This window comes from Bilophila wadsworthia ATCC 49260, assembly GCF_000701705.1.
GTDB lineage: Bacteria > Desulfobacterota > Desulfovibrionia > Desulfovibrionales > Desulfovibrionaceae > Bilophila > Bilophila wadsworthia.
Genome location: NZ_JNJP01000009.1, coordinates 42,189 through 59,200 on the forward strand (window position 1 = coordinate 42,189; position 17,012 = coordinate 59,200).

11 protein-coding genes are annotated in these 17,012 nt (G+C 62.1%); 10 read left to right on the plus strand and 1 reads right to left on the minus strand.

From position 1 onward, the window contains the following. Positions 1-26 precede the first annotated feature (26 nt). From T370_RS24840 to T370_RS0105870, 7 genes are all read left to right on the plus strand, one after another. Complete coding sequence (locus tag T370_RS24840; RefSeq protein WP_155802194.1) at positions 27-182, plus strand: hypothetical protein; 156 nt, start codon at positions 27-29, stop codon at positions 180-182. Positions 183-284: 102 nt separating this feature from the next. Then, entirely contained in the window at positions 285-1,457 is a 1,173-nt protein-coding gene (locus tag T370_RS0105835) for an ABC transporter substrate-binding protein (RefSeq protein ID WP_029435074.1), read from the plus strand. Positions 1,458-1,459: 2 nt separating this feature from the next. Beyond that, entirely contained in the window at positions 1,460-3,739 is a 2,280-nt protein-coding gene (locus T370_RS23495; protein WP_051643751.1) for an MFS transporter, read from the plus strand. A gap of 221 nt (positions 3,740-3,960) precedes the next feature. Continuing rightward, positions 3,961-5,412: a hypothetical protein gene (locus tag T370_RS0105850; RefSeq protein ID WP_029435077.1), complete on the plus strand. Its 1,452-nt coding sequence runs from the start codon at positions 3,961-3,963 to the stop codon at positions 5,410-5,412. A gap of 479 nt (positions 5,413-5,891) precedes the next feature. After that, positions 5,892-7,781, plus strand: coding sequence for a TRAP transporter permease (locus T370_RS0105860; RefSeq protein ID WP_029435078.1), 1,890 nt, complete (start codon positions 5,892-5,894; stop codon positions 7,779-7,781). A 112-nt stretch (positions 7,782-7,893) separates the two neighbouring features. Further along, positions 7,894-8,745, plus strand: coding sequence for an amidohydrolase family protein (locus tag T370_RS0105865; protein ID WP_009368698.1), 852 nt, complete (start codon positions 7,894-7,896; stop codon positions 8,743-8,745). 3 nt (positions 8,746-8,748) lie between these two features. Then, positions 8,749-9,732: a TAXI family TRAP transporter solute-binding subunit gene (locus T370_RS0105870; protein WP_005024478.1), complete on the plus strand. Its 984-nt coding sequence runs from the start codon at positions 8,749-8,751 to the stop codon at positions 9,730-9,732. Between the two features lie 261 nt (positions 9,733-9,993). On the opposite strand, the gene T370_RS0105875 is transcribed toward T370_RS0105870, so the two are convergent. Then, positions 9,994-11,940: a sigma-54-dependent Fis family transcriptional regulator gene (locus T370_RS0105875; protein WP_029435079.1), complete on the minus strand. Its 1,947-nt coding sequence runs from the start codon at positions 11,938-11,940 to the stop codon at positions 9,994-9,996. 286 nt (positions 11,941-12,226) lie between these two features. On the opposite strand from T370_RS0105875, the gene T370_RS0105880 reads away from it, so the two are divergent. The 3 genes from T370_RS0105880 to T370_RS0105890 all read left to right on the plus strand — a co-directional run bounded on the left by T370_RS0105880 (position 12,227) and on the right by T370_RS0105890 (position 16,556). After that, entirely contained in the window at positions 12,227-14,164 is a 1,938-nt protein-coding gene (locus T370_RS0105880) for an oxidoreductase (protein ID WP_029435080.1), read from the plus strand. Between the two features lie 55 nt (positions 14,165-14,219). Further along, positions 14,220-15,077 carry an amidohydrolase family protein gene (locus tag T370_RS0105885; RefSeq protein WP_005024484.1) on the plus strand — a complete coding sequence of 286 codons (858 nt, stop codon included), beginning with the start codon at positions 14,220-14,222 and terminating at the stop codon, positions 15,075-15,077. 153 nt (positions 15,078-15,230) lie between these two features. Then, on the plus strand, positions 15,231-16,556 hold the full coding sequence (locus T370_RS0105890) for an MFS transporter (RefSeq protein ID WP_029435081.1): 1,326 nt from the start codon (positions 15,231-15,233) through the stop codon (positions 16,554-16,556). The last annotated feature ends 456 nt before the right edge of the window (positions 16,557-17,012 follow it).

Here is a 17,012-nt window from a genome sequence, read left to right on the forward strand (position 1 = left end):
CTGCACAGAAGGGATAACCTTCTAGTATGCTGATATTCATTGCATTATCGCCCATAGCGCATTTCATGGAAACGACTGATGCGGAGAGAGCCCTGCCCCTGGTTCGCGGTGAAAGGCTTTCCGGACATGTGCTGGCCTTGAATGTATTTGAGAATGCACGTAAAAGCGAAATCATCTCCTGACGTCTTACGATTCGGGAGCATACGGATGTCCCGGCGCGCACGCTCCTCCGGGAACGCGGCCTGAACGGCCGCCTGTCTAACCTTGTGAAAAACAGAGTCGCCATGAATCGCTTTTGCCGTTTGTTCCTCTTTATGCTGATGTGCGGCGGTCTGCTCTTTGCCGCCGTTCCCGCGTCCGCCGGCGACGGAACCCAAGCTGTTCAGGAAAAAACTCCCGCCCATCCCGCAAAAAAATGGCGGGTGGCCTACATTGAGGGCGGCGGGTACACGGACTATCAGCGTATCCTTGCCGCAACGGCCAAGGGGCTTGCCGAACTTGGGGTCATTGCCGATGGCGATGTGCCCATCCCGGAGAAGACGGACGACACCCGGCCCATTTGGGACTGGCTCGCCGAACATGCGGGCGGCGATCGGCTGGTGTTTTTGAAAGACGGCTACTATTCCGCCAACTGGGACGCGGCGCAACGTGCCGCCAACAGAAAGGCCCTGCTCGACCGTATCCGTGAAAAGGGCGACGTGGACATGATTTTCGCCTTCGGCACATGGGCCGGGCTGGACATGGCCACAGCCGATATTTCCGTTCCGGTGTTCTCCATGTCGGTCACCGACGCCGTACAGGCGGGTATCGCCAAATCGTTGAAGGACTCCGGGCGCGACAACCTGCACGCACAGATCGACCCCGAGCGCTACAAGCGCCAGATCGCCGTTTTCCATGATATTTTTGGTTTCAAGAAAATGGGCATCCCTTATGAGGATACGCCGGAAGGCCGTTCCGACGTCTCGCTGGCCGCCATCGAATCCGCCGCCGATGAGCTTGGCATCGAGCTTGTGCGCTGCACCACGGCGCTGAACGTGCCTCCGGATCAGAGCTTCGCCAATCTCAAGCAGTGTGTTTCCCAACTGGCGAAAACCTCTGACGCCGTGTACCTCACCACCAACTCGGGTATGCAGTGGAACCGGATGCGGGAACTGCTCCAGCCGCTCATTGAAGCGGGCGTCCCCTCCTTTTCCCAGAGCGGCATCGAGGAAACGAAGCTCGGCGTCCTGATGAGCCTGTCCCAAAGCAGTTTTTCCAGTGAAGGCCGCTTCGGGGCCGAAGCCATCGTCAAAGTCATGGACGGTATACGCCCCAGAGATGTCGGGCAGGTATTCGACAGCGCAATAGGGCTTGCCATCAATCTGGAAATGGCGCGGCTCATCTATTGGGACCCGCCTTTCGAGATCCTGCTGGCGGCGGACGCGATCTATCAGGACATCAAAAACGCGGGCGAGTAAACATGGAATCATCCCGTAGGCGTTTGCTCATCGGCGGTCTGGCAACGCTTCTCGCCGCGCAGTGCCTGTATGGCATCCTCACGCTGGCTACCCTGTACAAATCCTATAAGACTTCCCTTGTTTCGGTGCAGGCCATTGCCAGCGAAAAGTTCAGCCTCGATCTCTCGCGTCTGGCCCGTTTCGGCAAAGATCCCGAACGCGTGGAGGACATGGCCGAGCGCGTGCGCCGTTTTTGCGAAATCGCGGGCGTCAGCCGCCTTGCCGTACTGGACGGAAAAGGGCGGAGCATCGCCGCCTGGCCCTCCGACGCATCGGAGGCCCCGCCCGTCCCTCAGGACGAGAACAAGCTCAAAACGCTGCACGGCGAGGTGAAGACCTTCGACGCCGACGGGAAGGTCTGGATCGTCCAGCCCATCAGGAACCGGACCGGAACCGATGTGGGGAGCGTGCTCGCCGGGTTCGACGAGGCGGGCATGACCGCGCTTGTCGGCAAAGCCGCCTCCATGCACGCGCTCCTGTTCCTCGGGGTGGCCGTACTGGGTGGCTCTTTGTTTATCCTGCTGGTATTGCGGGAAGGCAAGCCCCCTTTCCCCAGGCTCGGAAAAGGATGTCTCATCATCCCCCTGCTCGTCAGCCAGATCGCTTTCCTTTTTTTCCTCCGGGGCCCGGTCGTTTCCTTTTTGGAGGAAAACGCCCGAGACGCCGGAACGCAGCTTGCCCGCTACATTGGGCATGATGTCGCTCACATCAACGATCTCGGGTTGAAGCTGGCGGATGTGCCTTCCGTCAGGACGTATCTGGACCACATACGCCAAAGCTTGCCCTGGGCGCAGTCCATCACCGTCAGCGACGCCGGCGGGACCACCTTTACGGCGGGGAACCCGAGGACGCCCCTCCAAGCGGGCGTGCCCCTGTCCGCCGACAGCCCGGTTTCCGTGACCGTGGGCATTGACGAGAGCACGGTATGGGAAGCCTTCCGCTCCATCGTCTACGACACCCTGACCATCATGATCATCGCCATGCTGTTCATGCTGGAGCTTGTGCCCCTGCAGGGCGTGGGACAGGCCGCCGCGCCGTCCTCCGGTGACCCCCTGCCGCCGCGCATCATGCGCCCGATCATTTTTCTGTGCATGTTCGCCATCGATCTGCCCGCTTCCTTTATCCCTCTGCGGATAGCGGAAATGGATCTCGGCCTGCTTGGGCTCCCGCCCGATGTGGTGATGGGCCTCCCGCTGTCGTTTGAAATGTGCGCGGTGGGCATAGGCATCCTCATAGGCAGTTTTTGGAGCCAAAAGAGCGGCTGGCGGCCCCTTCTGCTGTGGGGGGCGCTGCTGGTGGCGCTCGGCAACGTCGCAAGCGGCCTTGTCTCGGATTCCCTCGCCTACATCCTCTCCAGAGGCGGCGCGGGGTTCGGCTACGGCCTCATCAACCTCGCCGGGCAGGTCTTCGTCGTGTCGCACTCCTCGCCCGAGCACCGGGCCGGGAACCTCTCCGCGCTCGTCGCGGGCCTATACGCCGGGTTCCTGTGCGGCAGCGCCTTCGGCGGGCTCATCGCGGATAACCTCGGGTATGCGTCGGCCTTCCTCGTTTCGGCGGGATTGATGGCCATCATCGGGATCTTCCTCCATTTCGCGCTGCCCCGCGAGGCGTGGACTCCCGAACCGTCGGCCTCAGGGCGCATCTCCCTGCGCGGGCTCGGCGCCTTTTTCTCGGACATCAAGATGGCGGGCCTGCTGCTGGGCAACATCTTCCCCTGCGCCTTTGTGACCGTGTGCCTGTTCCAATTCTTCCTTCCCGTGTCGCTCAGCCAGGCCGGGGTCAGCCCGGCGGGCATCGGGCGGGTGTTCCTGCTGTTCTGCCTCGTGATCATCTACCTCGGCCCCTTCTTCGGGAGGGCCGTGGACAAGTCGCCCAACAAGCTCGTCTGGCTCGTGGGCGGCGGGTTCCTGTGCATCGGCGGCATCATTGCCCTGCTCCTTCTCGACGGGCTCGCGGCGGCTTTCGCCTGCGTGGCGCTGCTCGCCCTGTGCAATGCCATCGTCGCCAGCGCGCAGGGAACTTATGCGCTCGAAATCCCGGTTTCCCGGCAGGTCGGATCCGGCAGGACGGTGGGGATCTACAATATCACCGAACGGCTCGGCCAAATGCTCGGCCCGGTAGCTCTCGGGCAGGTGATCGCCCTGTGGGGCGTGAATTCGGGACTACTCGGGATGGCGGCGGTCCTCGCCGTCCTGAACATCCTTTTCGCCCTGACCGGGCGCTTGGCCAAGGCTGGCGCATGACGGATTGCCGCCCTCCCCTTGAGGGGACCAGCTTCCGCTTTTTGCATAGCCGCCACATGTTTTCCGCAAAGCGCCTCCTCCGATCCTCCTCCGTGCGCCGCAGTATGGCATTTCACGCGGGAGGGTTCCTTTCCGGCCCGCTTTTTGCTTTGTTCCTTGCAAGAGACAACGATGCGCAATAGTGTTGGCACCGCTGGATGCCGCCTTGCAAAGGAGCACACATGATTGATCCGCTGGCTATGCCCATCTTCAAGCCTCTTTGGGAGGCCTTTCCCTATCTTCCCGGCTGTTTTGCGGCATGGCGCGGCATGAGCCTCGGTGAAATATCCGCTTCGGCCTACGCGGCGGCGGACGGGGAACGTCGGCCTTCCGACGCCATCGTGGACTGCATGGCGAAACACGCGGCACGAAGCCTCGGCAACGATGTTGGCCAAGCGGTCAAGCGGTATTTTTCCCGGAACAGCGCCGTCCTGTCGGCGAATCTGCACGGCATCGACTGCCTGCCTGAAATGGTGCAGGCCGTGCCGTTCTTCGGCCTTGACCGTCTGGCCGGCGGCACACCGGGGGCCGTAATCCCCGTGCTGTCCTGCGGCGGCGTGTCCCTGCAAAGTTCGGCATACCCGCGCGGGCTGCAATCCTTCCACGCGGACGCCCCGGCACGGTTCCCGCTGTTCCGGAGTTCCTGGCAGGATACCGTGGAACTGAATGCCCCCGCCTTGGCCGCAAAGGACGTACGTTCAAGTGCCGCCCACTGGAGGCCGACCAGGGCCTATGAGGAGCGCGGGCTTGGGACGGTGCTGCACCATTTGCTTGACCCGGACACCCTCGCGCTCAAACGCTTTGGGGAACAGGCCGCGCGGGTCAACGCGAAGCTGTACGCCGCCCTGTTTCCGGATGCCCGGCCTGTAGTCGCCTATCTCGAATTGGAGGAAATCGCCCGGGAGCTGCTGATCGGCGATCTTGCCCGGCCCGATTCGGTGTTGCACAGGGCGCTGTTTACGCCGGTCCTGCGCGAGGGGCTTTTACGGCGTCTGGCCGGCGTGCGCGGCTGTTGGAGCCCCTGCGTGGCTTCCGGCGGCGAGCTGCCCCGGACAGCCGGGAACGGCACGGCCTTTTTCTGGGGCGTAGACGGGCGCGGGCGGCGGCACCCTCTGCGCCTGTCGCCGGACAACGGCGCGTTCGAATTTCCGGGCTTCCATCTGCCGCTTGTGCCGGAAGCCGTCATCGGAGCCCTGCGCGACCGGAACATTTATCCGGGGCTGTTCGTTTCCTACATGACGCTTGCACTTGAGCACGGGCTTTGCTGCCACGGCGGGATTTTCCTCGTGCGCTATCTTCCGACCATGCTCCACGCCGTGCGTGATCTATTCATGGAGTGCGGCGAACCGCTCCCGCCTCTCCCGGGCCGGACGATGTTGGCGGCTTTCGCCATTTCCATGCAAGCCCGAGAAACCGGGAGGCTTTTCCCTGCGGGTATGCTGGAACTGCTCACCTCCGGAGGCATCAGCAGGGCGGACCTGCAACGCCTTGCCGATCTCCCGCTTGAAGCGGTCCTTCCCCTCAGCCTCGCCCGGTGGTGTCTGGACTACACACCCCGCTCGCAACGGACCCCGGCCTGGGAAGCCGACTTGCGCAATGTGGCGTGGGAAGGCCTCACCATTGAAGTATCATGAAATAAAGGCAGTTCGGCACTTCCCCGATAACAAGGCCCGCTTCTGAAAGAAGGATGCGGCCCTCTGTATCGTACCATGTGCTCCACAGTGGCTTCAGCACTTCCAGCCAACATCTTCTTTCCATACAAAAGCCCCACGCATTATCCGTGGGGCTTTTTCCGTTCCGGCCTCATGGAGAAGAATCTGAATGTCGACAGGCCCGGCCATCACCCAGAATGAGGAGTGTCGCGTGATAATCAGATTTTATACATGTCTATGGACATGTTCTTTTTTTCTACAAGCGTGAACACGCCGTTTTTCGTCTTCTCTCCCGAGAACATCCCGATTTCTCACCCTCTTTTATTCCCTTTTTCACAATACGGCGCCCAAGATACGGCCCGGCCCAATTATTGCTTTCCCTTCAGCATGATAGTCCGAGGCTTCATCAGAGGTTGAACATTTGGACAGGCCGCACGGCCTGCGTGAAGAAGGGGATCACCATGTCATTCGCATTGACACGGGAAGGGATAAAGCCGGTTGCAAAGGGGTTTGCGCTGGCTTTGGCCCTCTTCCAGATCTGGTTTACCACGGGTTTTGGGGTGCTTGACGGCTCCATGATGCGTGTCATGTTTGTGTCGTTTATCACAGTGCTCGTTTTTCTGTTCATACCTTGCCGTAAATACAAGGAAAACGAGAAAGAACCCACGCTGTTTCTGCTTATCGACCTGTGCTGCGCGGGTCTCGCCATCGCCACGGCGGTCTACTTCGCCCTGCATCTGACCGAAATCACCACCCGTATGCGCTACATCGACGACGTAACCCCGGCGGCCAAATTCTTCGCCGCCGCAACGGTCCTGCTCGTCCTCGAAATCACCCGCCGCACCACGGGCTGGGCGCTGGTCATCGTGGCCTCGACGCTTATCCTGTACGCCTTCTTCGGAGACATGCTGCCCCGCGCCGTCAAGCATACGGGCTTCACCTTCGACGTCATCGTCGAACATCTTTTCCTGCTCAATGAAGGCGTGTACGGCATCCCGATCGGCGTGGCGACGTCGACCCTGTTCGGGTTCATCATGTTCGGGGCGTTCCTCGAACGCTCCAAGATGAGTTCCATCTTTATGGATCTCGCCTGCCTGCTCACCCGCAACTCGCAGGGCGGGCCCGCCAAGGTCGCCATTTTCGCCTCGGCCCTGTTCGGGACCATCTCGGGAAGCGCCGCCGCCAACGTCTACGGGACCGGCACCTTCACCATCCCGCTCATGAAGAAGGTCGGCTACCGCGCCCCCTTCGCCGGCGCGGTGGAAGCCGTCGCCTCCACCGGCGGGCAGCTCATGCCCCCGGTCATGGGGACCGCCGCCTTCCTGATGGCGGATCTGTCCGGCGCGGGTTACCTCAACGTCGCCAAAGCCGCCCTGCTCCCGGCGATCCTCTATTATCTCGCCCTGCTCGTCATGATCCACTTTGAAGCGGTCAAGAATGACCTTGGCAAGCTCTCGCCCGACATGGTCCCCGAAACCAAGTCCGTGGTCAGCCGCCTCTACTACCTCGTACCCATCGCCGTGCTGATCCTGCTGCTCGGCATGGGCCGGAGCGTGGTCTTCTGCGCCAACATCGCCACGCTGAGCATCGTCCTGCTCGCCATGCTCAAGGCCGAGACCCGTTTCACCTTCAAATCCTTCATAGAAGCGCTCGTCGCCTCCTCGCGCGGGGCCCTGATGGTTTCGGCCTGCTGCGCCTGCTCCGGCCTCATCGTGGGCGTGCTTTCGCTTACCGGCATCGGCTACAAGTTCATCAACCTGATCACCATCCTCGCCGGGGACAGCCTGTTCCTGCTCATGGTCTACCTCATGCTGACCAGCTTCGTGCTCGGCATGGGCATCCCGACCACTCCCGCCTACATCGTGGTCGCCACCCTCGGCGCACCCGCGCTCATCAAGGCCGGGGCCCCGCAGCTCGTCGCCCACATGTTCGTGTTCTACTATGCGATCCTGTCCTTCATCACCCCGCCCGTGTGCGTCGCGGCCTTCGCGGGGGCTGCCATCGCCGAAAGCAAGGCCATGGAGACGGGCTTTATCGCCCTCAAGCTCGGCATCGTGGCCTTCATCGTGCCCTACATGTTCGTCTATCAGCCCGCGCTCCTCGGCATCGGCGAAACGCCCGAAATCATCTGGGCCGCCATCACAGCCATCATCGGCGTCATCGGCATCGCGGGCGGTATGCAGAGCTGGCTTCTGTGCTCGACCTCCGCATGGGAGCGCGCCTTCCTGCTCATCGGCGGGCTGACGCTCATCTATCCCGGCCTCTCCACCGACATCATCGGCTTCGGGCTCCTCTTCTCCGTAGGCATCGTCCAGATGCTCCGCCGCAGGAGAGCACCCATCGCCGCATAACCCCGCTCCGGCAGGAGCCCTTCCTGCGGGTGGTCCACCCGGCATCCCGCCCGCGGGAAGGCTGTTTCGGTCCCACAATCATTTCACATAAACAGCTTCAAGGAGTTTTAAGATGATCATCGATTTCCGTATGCGGCCCCCGGCACGGGGTTTCCTGAACATCGGCGTCTACGACGACGTGGCCCGCACCGCAAAGCTCACCGAATGCTTTTCCATGAAACAGGCCCCGTCCGTCGCCCAGAAATCCCCCGAACTGATGCTTCAGGAAATGGACACCGCCGGGGTGACGATGGGCGTCATCCCGGGCCGCAACGGCCACTTCAAGGGGTCCATCTCCAACGACGACATCATCAGCCTGCTGGGTGATTTTCCGGGCCGTTTCGTGGGCATGGCCGGGCTCAACGCCTCCAAAAGGGAAGAGTCGCTGGAAGAAATCCACCGCACCGTGCTGAACGGCCCCCTCAAGGGCATCTGCATGGAGCCCGGCGCTCTGGACAAGCCCATGTACGCCGACGACCCGCGCATCTATCCCATTTATGATCTGTGCGAACAGCACCGCATCCCGGTCATCCTGATGCTCGGAGGCCGGGCCGGGCCGGACATCACCTACAGCGATCCCAAGATCATCAACCGCATCGCCGCCGACTTCCCGAAGACCAACTTCATCATTTCGCACGGCGGCTGGCCGTGGGTGCAGCAGATCCTCGGCGTGTGCTTCTTCCAGAAAAACATCTATCTGTGCCCAGACATGTATCTCTTCAACTGCTCGGGCGCGGCGGATTACATCATGGCGGCGAACAACTTCATGCAGGATCGCTTCCTGTTCGGCACGGCCTACCCGCTGATGCCCATCGTGGACTGCGTGAGCCATTTCAAGGGGCTTTTCAAGCCTGAAGTCCTACCCAAGCTCCTCTATAAGAACGCGGCAAAGCTTCTGAACATCGAACTGCCCGAGGAGGCATAAATCATGACCTGCAAGCATTTCTTCAAGGCCGTAGCCCTTGCCCTTTCCCTCGCCGTGGGTGCCGCTCCCGCCCTCGCCAAGAACTTTACCGAACTCAAGGCCGCGGCATCGCCCGCCGGCGGCGCGTGGTACGTCGGCATGGGCGCGATGGGCAAAGCCATTTCCACCATGTATCCCGAGCTTGACGTCTCCCTCTTCCCCGGCGGCGGGCTCGCCAACGTCATGCACGTCGAGAAGGGCGCGAGCGACTTCGGCATCGCCGCGCACAGCGTCATATTCGCGGCGGCCAAGGGCATCGATCCCTACAAGAAGCCCACGGAAAACGTCATGGGCCTTCTCAACCTGCACGACTCAACCCGGATGCACTTCATCGTGAACAAGGCTTCCGGCATTACGTCCCTCGCCCAGATCAAGGAAAAGAAGATGCCCATCCGCATCTCCATGTCCCATACCGCCGGAAACTCCTATCTGTTCGGCAAGTGGATCCTTGAGGAATACGGCATCAGCCAGCAGGACATCACCGCGTGGGGCGGCAAGATCTACACGCCTTCCACCAACGACGCCGCCAGCATGATGAAGGACGGCCAGCTTGACGTGGCCCTGTGGATCGGACCCGGCGAAGCCTTTATTGTGCAGGACATGATGAACAGCGTGGACCTCGATATCCTGCCCGTGGACGAGAACGTCATCAAGGCCGTGGGTGAGAAGTACGGCCTCCAGCGCGACGTGATCCCGGCGTCGTTCTACGGCGGCAAGTTCGGCAAGGACATCGTCACCGTATCCGCCAGCACCGAACTCATGATCAACAAGAACGTCTCCGAGGACATCGCCTACAAGATGGTCAAGGCCATGTGCGAAAAGCGCGACGACATCGTGATCGCCAGCCCGTTCTGGAAATCCTTCATGCCCGAGAAGGCGGGTCAGGGGCTCGCTCTGCCGCTGCATCCCGGCGCGGCAAAATACTACAAGGAAAAAGGCTGGCTGTAGAAAACTGAAAGACTGAGGGGCTCCTCGCCCCTCAGACTCCCCCGGCAGGGGAATGATTCCCCTGCACCCCCGGATGGAGGGTGGGGAATGTTTTCAATCTTTCCCTGTGTCAAAAAGAAAGACGCGCGGCAGTGCCTCGCGTCTTTCTTTAAGTGAAACGAACTGTCGGCCTGCTTGCTTCGCTTATTCTCTATTCGCCGGAACGAACTCCTGTTGCACAGCCTCCCCCTCCAAATTTCCCAACGCCCTTCCTCTCTGACCCTACCGGCACTCGTCCGGCGACAGGCCGAAACGGCGCATCTTGACGTACAGGCCGCTCCGGGAAATGCCGAGGGCCTTCGCGGTCGCCCGGATGTTGCCCCCGGCCTCCTGAAGCGCCCGGACGATGGTCTCCTTCTCCTGATGCGAAAGGAGCCCGCGAGGGACGGCGGGACGCGGCACGCCCCCCGGTATGCCCTCGTGATTGAGGATGTTCGCGGGCAACACGTCAATGTCGATGGAGGGCACCCCTTGCGACATATGCACCATCCTTTCTATGACGTTTTCAAGCTCACGGATGTTGCCGGGCCACGGGTAACCGAGGAGCACATCCATAGCCCGATCCGTAACCCGCAAGGGGCCGCGCCCGAGGGAGGCGACGAAGTGAGCGAGGAAATGGTTGATCAGAAGCGCGATGTCCGAACTGCGTTCGCGCAGGGGAGGCACGTTGAGGGTGAAGACGTTCAAGCGATAGTAGAGATCCTCGCGGAAGGCGTTCTGACGGATGGCGTTTTCAAGATTACGGTTCGTGGCGGCGAGCACCCGCACGTTGACGAGGCGGGTGTGTTTGCCTCCCACGCGGGTCACTTCGCCGTTCTGGAGCAGACGGAGCAGGCTGACCTGCGCTTCAAGGGGCATCTCCCCGATTTCATCAAGAAAAATGGTCCCGTTGTCCGCCAGCTCGAATTTGCCGGGCTTCCCAAGGCGGCTCGCGCCCGTAAAAGAGCCTTCATCATAGCCGAAAAGCTCGCTCTGCACGAGGTTGCGCGGCAGTGCCCCGCAGTTCACCACGACGAAAGGCGCGTTGGCCCTCCTGCCCCCGTTGTGGATGGACTGCGCGAAAAGTTCCTTGCCCGTGCCGCTTTCCCCGAGGATGAGGGTGGTCACATCGCTCTGGGCCGCCATGCGGGCCATGCGTACGACCTCCTGCGTGGCGGGCGCGTTGCCGACAATGTGATCGAAAGTATAGACGGCCTTGGCCCCGGTGACGCGCACGGCGGATTCCTTGATCCTTTTGGTCTCGCGCAGGGTCAGCACCCGGCCTTTCCCCGATTCCAAGCGGGTGAGCGAAAGCATGCAGTTGAGCGAACCGCCCTTGAGCTGGAGGAACGCTTCCTGATCGCTGAATTGGCCGCTTTCCGAGAGGATCGCCCGGATGATGTCGCTGGAAAAGATGATGTCCTGAATGTTGCCGTGCACAGCGTCCGGCGGCAGGTCGAGCATGGCTTGCGCCTTGTTGTTCAGCGTCCGTATCGTGCCGTCGCCTTCCAGCACGACCACCCCTTCATCCAACATTTCAATGATGGCCTTCTGTTCCTGAAGGAGCAGCCGCAGGCGGAGCTGTTCCGCGATGGCGTGGGCCGCCGCTTCCATCATACCCCGGGTATGGTGATGGTACAGGGCGCTCGGGAGCGTCACATTGAGTACGCCGACGATGGCGTTCCGGCTGTCCCTGATAGGGGCCGCCGAGCAGAACCAGCCGTGGAACGAGCGGCAGTAATGTTCCGAAGCCAGCGTCTCCACAGGCGTATGTTCCACGAGGCACGTCCCGATGGCATTGGTCCCCGAGGCGCTTTCCGCCGCGAGGTTGCCCGGCGCGAGGTGCGGGATAGGGTAGCTGCCGGTATTGTCCCAGAGCGCGTGCAGGACGATCCCCTGCGCGTCGGACAGGGAAATGAAGCTGCGCGAAGTGCTGATGGGGTTATACAGCTTTTCCATGATGCTTTTGGCCACCGCCACAAGATCCGCGTTCCGATCGAGTAGCTTTTCCAGCGCGGCGGGGCTGAGGGACACTTTGGAGGCGTTGTCCGGCCTGACCCCCTGAAGGCGGCAGCGCTTCCATGAACGCAGGATCAGGGGCCGGACGGCGGATTCGTCCACGGGCTCTTGCCTGTGGAAGCGCTCCCACTGTTCAAGGACCCTTTTGTTCCGCTCGATATGCTCTTCCATGTTCCTCTCCGCACAAAGCGTGTTTACGTATGTCTATTATAAATCATATTCTATGAACATGTCTACAAATACATGCCCACATTTTGCACACCGGGCACACTCTCTGGACGGGGAAGCGAAGATACGGGAACACCGGGGATATTCAGAGCCGCCCACTGTATCGGAATGAATTCCGGGGGTCAGGAAAAAGGCGGAAACGGCCCGGCGCGGCACGCCTCATCCGCCGGAAAGATGGCACATGGCTTGCATTGCCGCAGGCAAGATGTCTTTTTCATCTGGAGGTTCCATGAACACATCTTGTTGCACCAATCCAATCCGCATCAACACGCTGTTGATCAAAAACCGGATTGTCTTCCCCGCCATGTGTACGAAATACGCCGCGCCGGACGGCGGCGTCACGGAGCGTATGCTCCGCTACTACGAAGAGCGTGCCAAGGGCGGGGCCGGGCTTGTCACCATTGAGGCCACATCCGTCGATCCCACCGGCAACTCCTTCTCCCGTGGCCTGAGCATCGCGGACGACGCGCGCCTGCCCGGCCTCACCGATCTGGCCCGCCGCGTGAAACGGCACGGGGCGCGCATCTCCATCCAGCTCCAGCACGGCGGGCGCGCCGCGCTCCCCCAATTTTCGGGCCATGCCGTGCCTCTCGTATCCGCCATCCCCGGCGTGACCCCCTACGACAACAGCGTGATCCTTAGCGAAGAGGAAATCGCCCGCCTCGTGGAATGCTGGGGCAAAGCCGCCATCCGTGCCCGCGAAGCCGGGTTTGACGCCGTGGAAATCCACGGGGCGCACGGCTATCTCATCAGCCAGTTCCTTTCCCCCTATACCAACCGGCGCACCGACGGATACGGCGGTTCGCTGGAAAACCGTATGCGCTTCGCCCTTGAGGTCTGCCGCAAAGTCCGCGAGTCCGTGGGGCCGGATTTCCCGGTCACCTACCGCATGAGCGCCGTTGAAGGGCTTCCCGGCGGCACCACGCTGGAGGATTCCGTCGCTCTCGCCAAGCGGCTGGTAGCCGACGGCATCGACGCTTTGCACGTTTCCGTGGGGCTGCGCGAGACGAATTTCATGGTTTCCCCGCCCGCCTGCGTCGAGAAGGGCTGGAACGCGCCCCTTTCCCGCGCCGTGCGCGACGGCATTGAGGCCGCCGTGCCCGTCATCGTGGCGGGCCGCGTAGCCGACGAGCAGACGGCTCAGGGCATCATCGATCGCGGGGATGCGGACATGGTGGCGATGGGCCGTGCGCTCATTGCCGATCCGTTCCTGCCCGCCAAGGTCGCGGCGGGCGAGGCCGGAGACATCATCCGGTGCGTGGGCTGCAACGAGGGCTGCGTAGCCGGATCCGCGCGCGGAACGGGCGTCGGGTGCGCCCTGAACCCGTTGTCCGGTGCGGAAGGCAAGTATGATCTCGATCCCGTGGCGTCCCCCAAGAAAGTCGCGGTCATCGGCGGCGGCCCCGCCGGGATGCAGGCCGCCCTTGCCGCCCGGTTCCGGGGGCATACGGTGGATCTGTATGAAAAATCGGATCGCCTCGGCGGTCTGCTCAACGTGGCTTGCAAGCCTCCGCACAAAGAAGATTTGGGCCATGTCACGGGCTGGTTCGAGCGACAGTTGAAGCGAGCGGGCGTCGGGCTGCACCTCGGGGCCGCCCTCACGCCCGAAGCGGTACGGGATCTCGGCGCGGACGCCGTGATCGCCGCCACGGGCAGCTCCCCGGTATTCCCCGGCTTTTGCCGCAAGGCCCGGAACGCGGTGGTAGCCCAGAGCATCCTCTCCGGTGAAGCCAAAGCCGGGGAAAAGGCGCTCGTCATCGGCGGCGGGCTTATCGGCTGTGAAACCGCCGAGTTCCTCGCCGCGCAGGGTTCGGATGTGACCATCCTCGAACTTCAGCCCGAATTGGCGAAGGATATGGAATCACGTACCCGCCGTTATCTGATGCAGCGCCTCAGGGAGTACGGCACGCGCTTCCTTACCAGTACGCAGGTGCTTGAAGTCACCGAAGAAGGCAAGGTGAAAGCCAAATTCCCTTCCGGCTCGGAACGCTGGCTTGACGACTTTGACACGCTCGTGATCGCCGTGGGCTACCGGGCCGAAAACGCCCTTGCCGCCGAGCTTGAAGAGATGGGCTGCCCCTGCGTCCGCGTGGGGGATTGCGCCTCCGTCGGCAAAATCCTGACCGCCATCGAGTCCGGCTTTCAGGCCGGGTGTTCCATCAAGTAAGCGCCCGCTGCGGACGCACCGCCCCAACAGGCCCGCAAGGGCCGGGAGAAATATCATGATCATTGATTTCAGGCTCCGTCCCGCCACGCGCGGTTTTCTGAATATGCACATCTTCCGCAATCAGGAACGCATCGCCAGCTGGAGCGGCAAGCTCGGCATGGTTCCCCCGCCGTCCGCCAAACAGGGCGACATGGAGCTGATGCTCAAGGAAATGGAGGAAGGCGGCGTGACGCTGGGTGTCGTGCCGGGCCGTCAGGCCAACGCCTTCATGGGTAACGTGCCCAACGAGGACATCGCCGCCATCGTCGCGGATTACCCGGAAAAATTCATCGGCGTCGCCGGGATCGATCCGACGAACCGCGCCAAGGCGCTGGAGGAGATCGAGCGTTTCGTGGTGAACGGGCCGCTCAAGGCCGTGGGCATGGAGCCCGGCGTGCTGGCCAGCCCCATGTATGCCGATGACCGCCGCATCTACCCCATATACGAATACTGCGCCGAGCACGGCATCCCAGTGCTGCTCATGGGCGGCGGGGGCAACGGCCCGGATCTCAGCCACAGCAACCCGATCATCATCGACCGGGTGTGCGGCGACTTCCCCGAAATGACCGTGATCAACACGCACGGCGGCTACCCGTGGGTTACGGAAATCCTGTTCGTGGCCTTCAAGCGCCCCAACCTGTACCTCTGCCCTGACATGTACATGTACAATATGCCCGGCGTGAGCGATTACGTCATGGCCGCCAATACCTTCCTCTCCGAGCGTTTCCTGTTCGGCACGGCCTATCCGTTCATCGGCTTCCGCGAAGGCGTGGAGCAGTTCAAGGCTCTGCCCTTCAAGCCTGAAGTCTTGCCCAACCTGCTGTACCGCAACGCGATCAAGGCGCTCAAGCTCGATATCCCGTGCGGGGAATAATCCCCCGGCGGGACGCTTTCAGCCCCTGTTGAGGGCGTCCCGCCGGACGCACGTCCCCCCTTATTCCCGAAAAAGCCGACGACGGAAAGCATTTCCGCCGGAAGGCTTTGCTGCGCCCTCCCGTCCGGCGGTCGCGGCTTTCACGGAGGCCCTATGTCCCCCCATTCATCCAAAGCCATGACCCGACATGCATGGTTTATTTTTTCCATTTTGACCATCTGCTATGCGCTCGTCAGTTTCTTTCGGACATCCACGAGCACCCTCGCCGTGGACATCATGCGCGAATTCGCCGTCGGCGGCGGGCTCATGTCGGTCATGAGCTCCGCCTATTTTTACCCATACGGGTTCATGCAGATCCCGGCGGGCATCCTTTCGGACCGATGGGGTTCGCGCAACACCATCGCCTCGTTCCTCCTCATCGGGGCGGCGGGGTCGCTCCTGTTCGCCCTTTCCGGCTCGGTAACGGCGGCGACGGTCGGCCGCGTACTCATCGGCGTCGGCATGGGCATGGTCTTCGTGCCCGCCTTGCGGGTGATTCTGTACTGGTTCCCTCCGGCACGGCACGCCCTCGGCACGGGCTTGATCCTTTCCCTCGGCACGGGCGGTATGCTCCTCGCCACCTATCCGCTCATGCTGCTCTCGCAGGCCGTGGGCTGGCGCGGCAGTATGTTCGCGGCTACGGCGGCGACCGTGCTTGTGGCCGGCGCCACATGGCTGTGGGTACGCAACCGCCCCGAAGAGGCCGGGTACGCCCCGGCATGGGTTTCCATCGCTCCCCGCAAACACCCCGCCCCGCCCTTGCGTGAAACCATGCTCCGCATCGTCCGCAGCCGCACCTATTGGAGCGTATCCACGTGGTTCTTCTGCATGTACGGGTCGTTCTACGCCATGACCGGACTCTGGGCCGGGCCGTATTTCATTCAAGGCTACGGCCTCGACAAGGGCACGGCGGGCGGCATCCTTTTCTGCATGGCCCTCGGCGCGGTGGTCGGCCCGTCGCTGGTGGGGGTCGTCGTGACGTGGGTCCGGTGGTCCAAGGGTGTCTTGCTCCTCGCCGCCAGCGGCGTCACCATCCTGCTCGCCGCGCCGCTGCTTGCGGATCATCCCGTGCTCCCCGCCTCCCTGCTCCCGGTCTGGAGCCTCGCCTTCGGCATCTTCTGCGGCGGGTTCGGCGGCATCGCCCTCACCAAGGTACAAGAGGACTTCCCACCCGAAATCGTGGGCACGGCCACCGGGATGATCAACATCTACTCCTATATCGGGACGGCCCTGCTTCAGCTCGCCAGCGGGTGGATCATGGAAGCGCAGGCCCCCGGTCAGGCGGCCTACGGCATCGGACAATACGCCTCCATGTTCATCCTGTTCATGGCCATGTTCGTGACCGCCTTTTCCGCAACCCTGCTCGGCCTCGGCAAGAGCCGGGGCAATGCGACGGATGTCTTTTCCCCAATGGGCGAAGGCGAAACCAAGAGCGCCTGAGTTTCAGCCACCTTGGACGGCACCGGAGGGAGGAACCCCTTTAATGTGAGAGCCCACACGGGGTATGCCTCCTCCGGCCCCTCCACTTCCCTACTAGGCTTCGCTGATGGGAAAACGGCGCGCGGGGAATTCATTCAGGTTTGCGCGGAATGCTTTTTCCCATAGGCGAAATGCCGCCCACGATGCCTTTCATTTACCCCCACCACATTTTCCGTTGAGCGGCAATGCCGCCGAGGGAAATACGCATAAGCTCAAAGCACAACCCGCGTGCCAGCGGGAATTCACCCGCTCCCACTTGTGCCGACTCCGGCACGCCCGCACTGACGGGGGAACCTCTTGCAGGGTCAGGGGGGCAAAGCCTCCCAGTAAAGCACGAAGCGGAGCCCCAGCGGGACTCGCGCATTTTCCGTTTGCCCGGCGTAGGCTTTTCCGGTATCACTTTCTAGTATGTAAAAG

Bases quoted from the DNA above. Each gene is read 5' to 3' on its own strand.
- T370_RS0105870 (WP_005024478.1), top strand. From the start codon at position 8,749: ATGACCTGCAAGCATTTCTTCAAGGCCGTAGCCCTTGCCCTTTCCCTC.
- T370_RS0105835 (WP_029435074.1), top strand. From the start codon at position 285: ATGAATCGCTTTTGCCGTTTGTTCCTCTTTATGCTGATGTGCGGCGGT.
- T370_RS0105885 (WP_005024484.1), top strand. From the start codon at position 14,220: ATGATCATTGATTTCAGGCTCCGTCCCGCCACGCGCGGTTTTCTGAAT.
- T370_RS0105865 (WP_009368698.1), top strand. From the start codon at position 7,894: ATGATCATCGATTTCCGTATGCGGCCCCCGGCACGGGGTTTCCTGAAC.
- T370_RS0105850 (WP_029435077.1), top strand. From the start codon at position 3,961: ATGATTGATCCGCTGGCTATGCCCATCTTCAAGCCTCTTTGGGAGGCC.
- T370_RS24840 (WP_155802194.1), top strand. From the start codon at position 27: ATGCTGATATTCATTGCATTATCGCCCATAGCGCATTTCATGGAAACG.
- T370_RS0105860 (WP_029435078.1), top strand. From the start codon at position 5,892: ATGTCATTCGCATTGACACGGGAAGGGATAAAGCCGGTTGCAAAGGGG.
- T370_RS0105890 (WP_029435081.1), top strand. From the start codon at position 15,231: ATGTCCCCCCATTCATCCAAAGCCATGACCCGACATGCATGGTTTATT.
- T370_RS23495 (WP_051643751.1), top strand. From the start codon at position 1,460: ATGGAATCATCCCGTAGGCGTTTGCTCATCGGCGGTCTGGCAACGCTT.
- T370_RS0105880 (WP_029435080.1), top strand. From the start codon at position 12,227: ATGAACACATCTTGTTGCACCAATCCAATCCGCATCAACACGCTGTTG.
- T370_RS0105875 (WP_029435079.1), bottom strand. From the start codon at position 11,940: ATGGAAGAGCATATCGAGCGGAACAAAAGGGTCCTTGAACAGTGGGAG.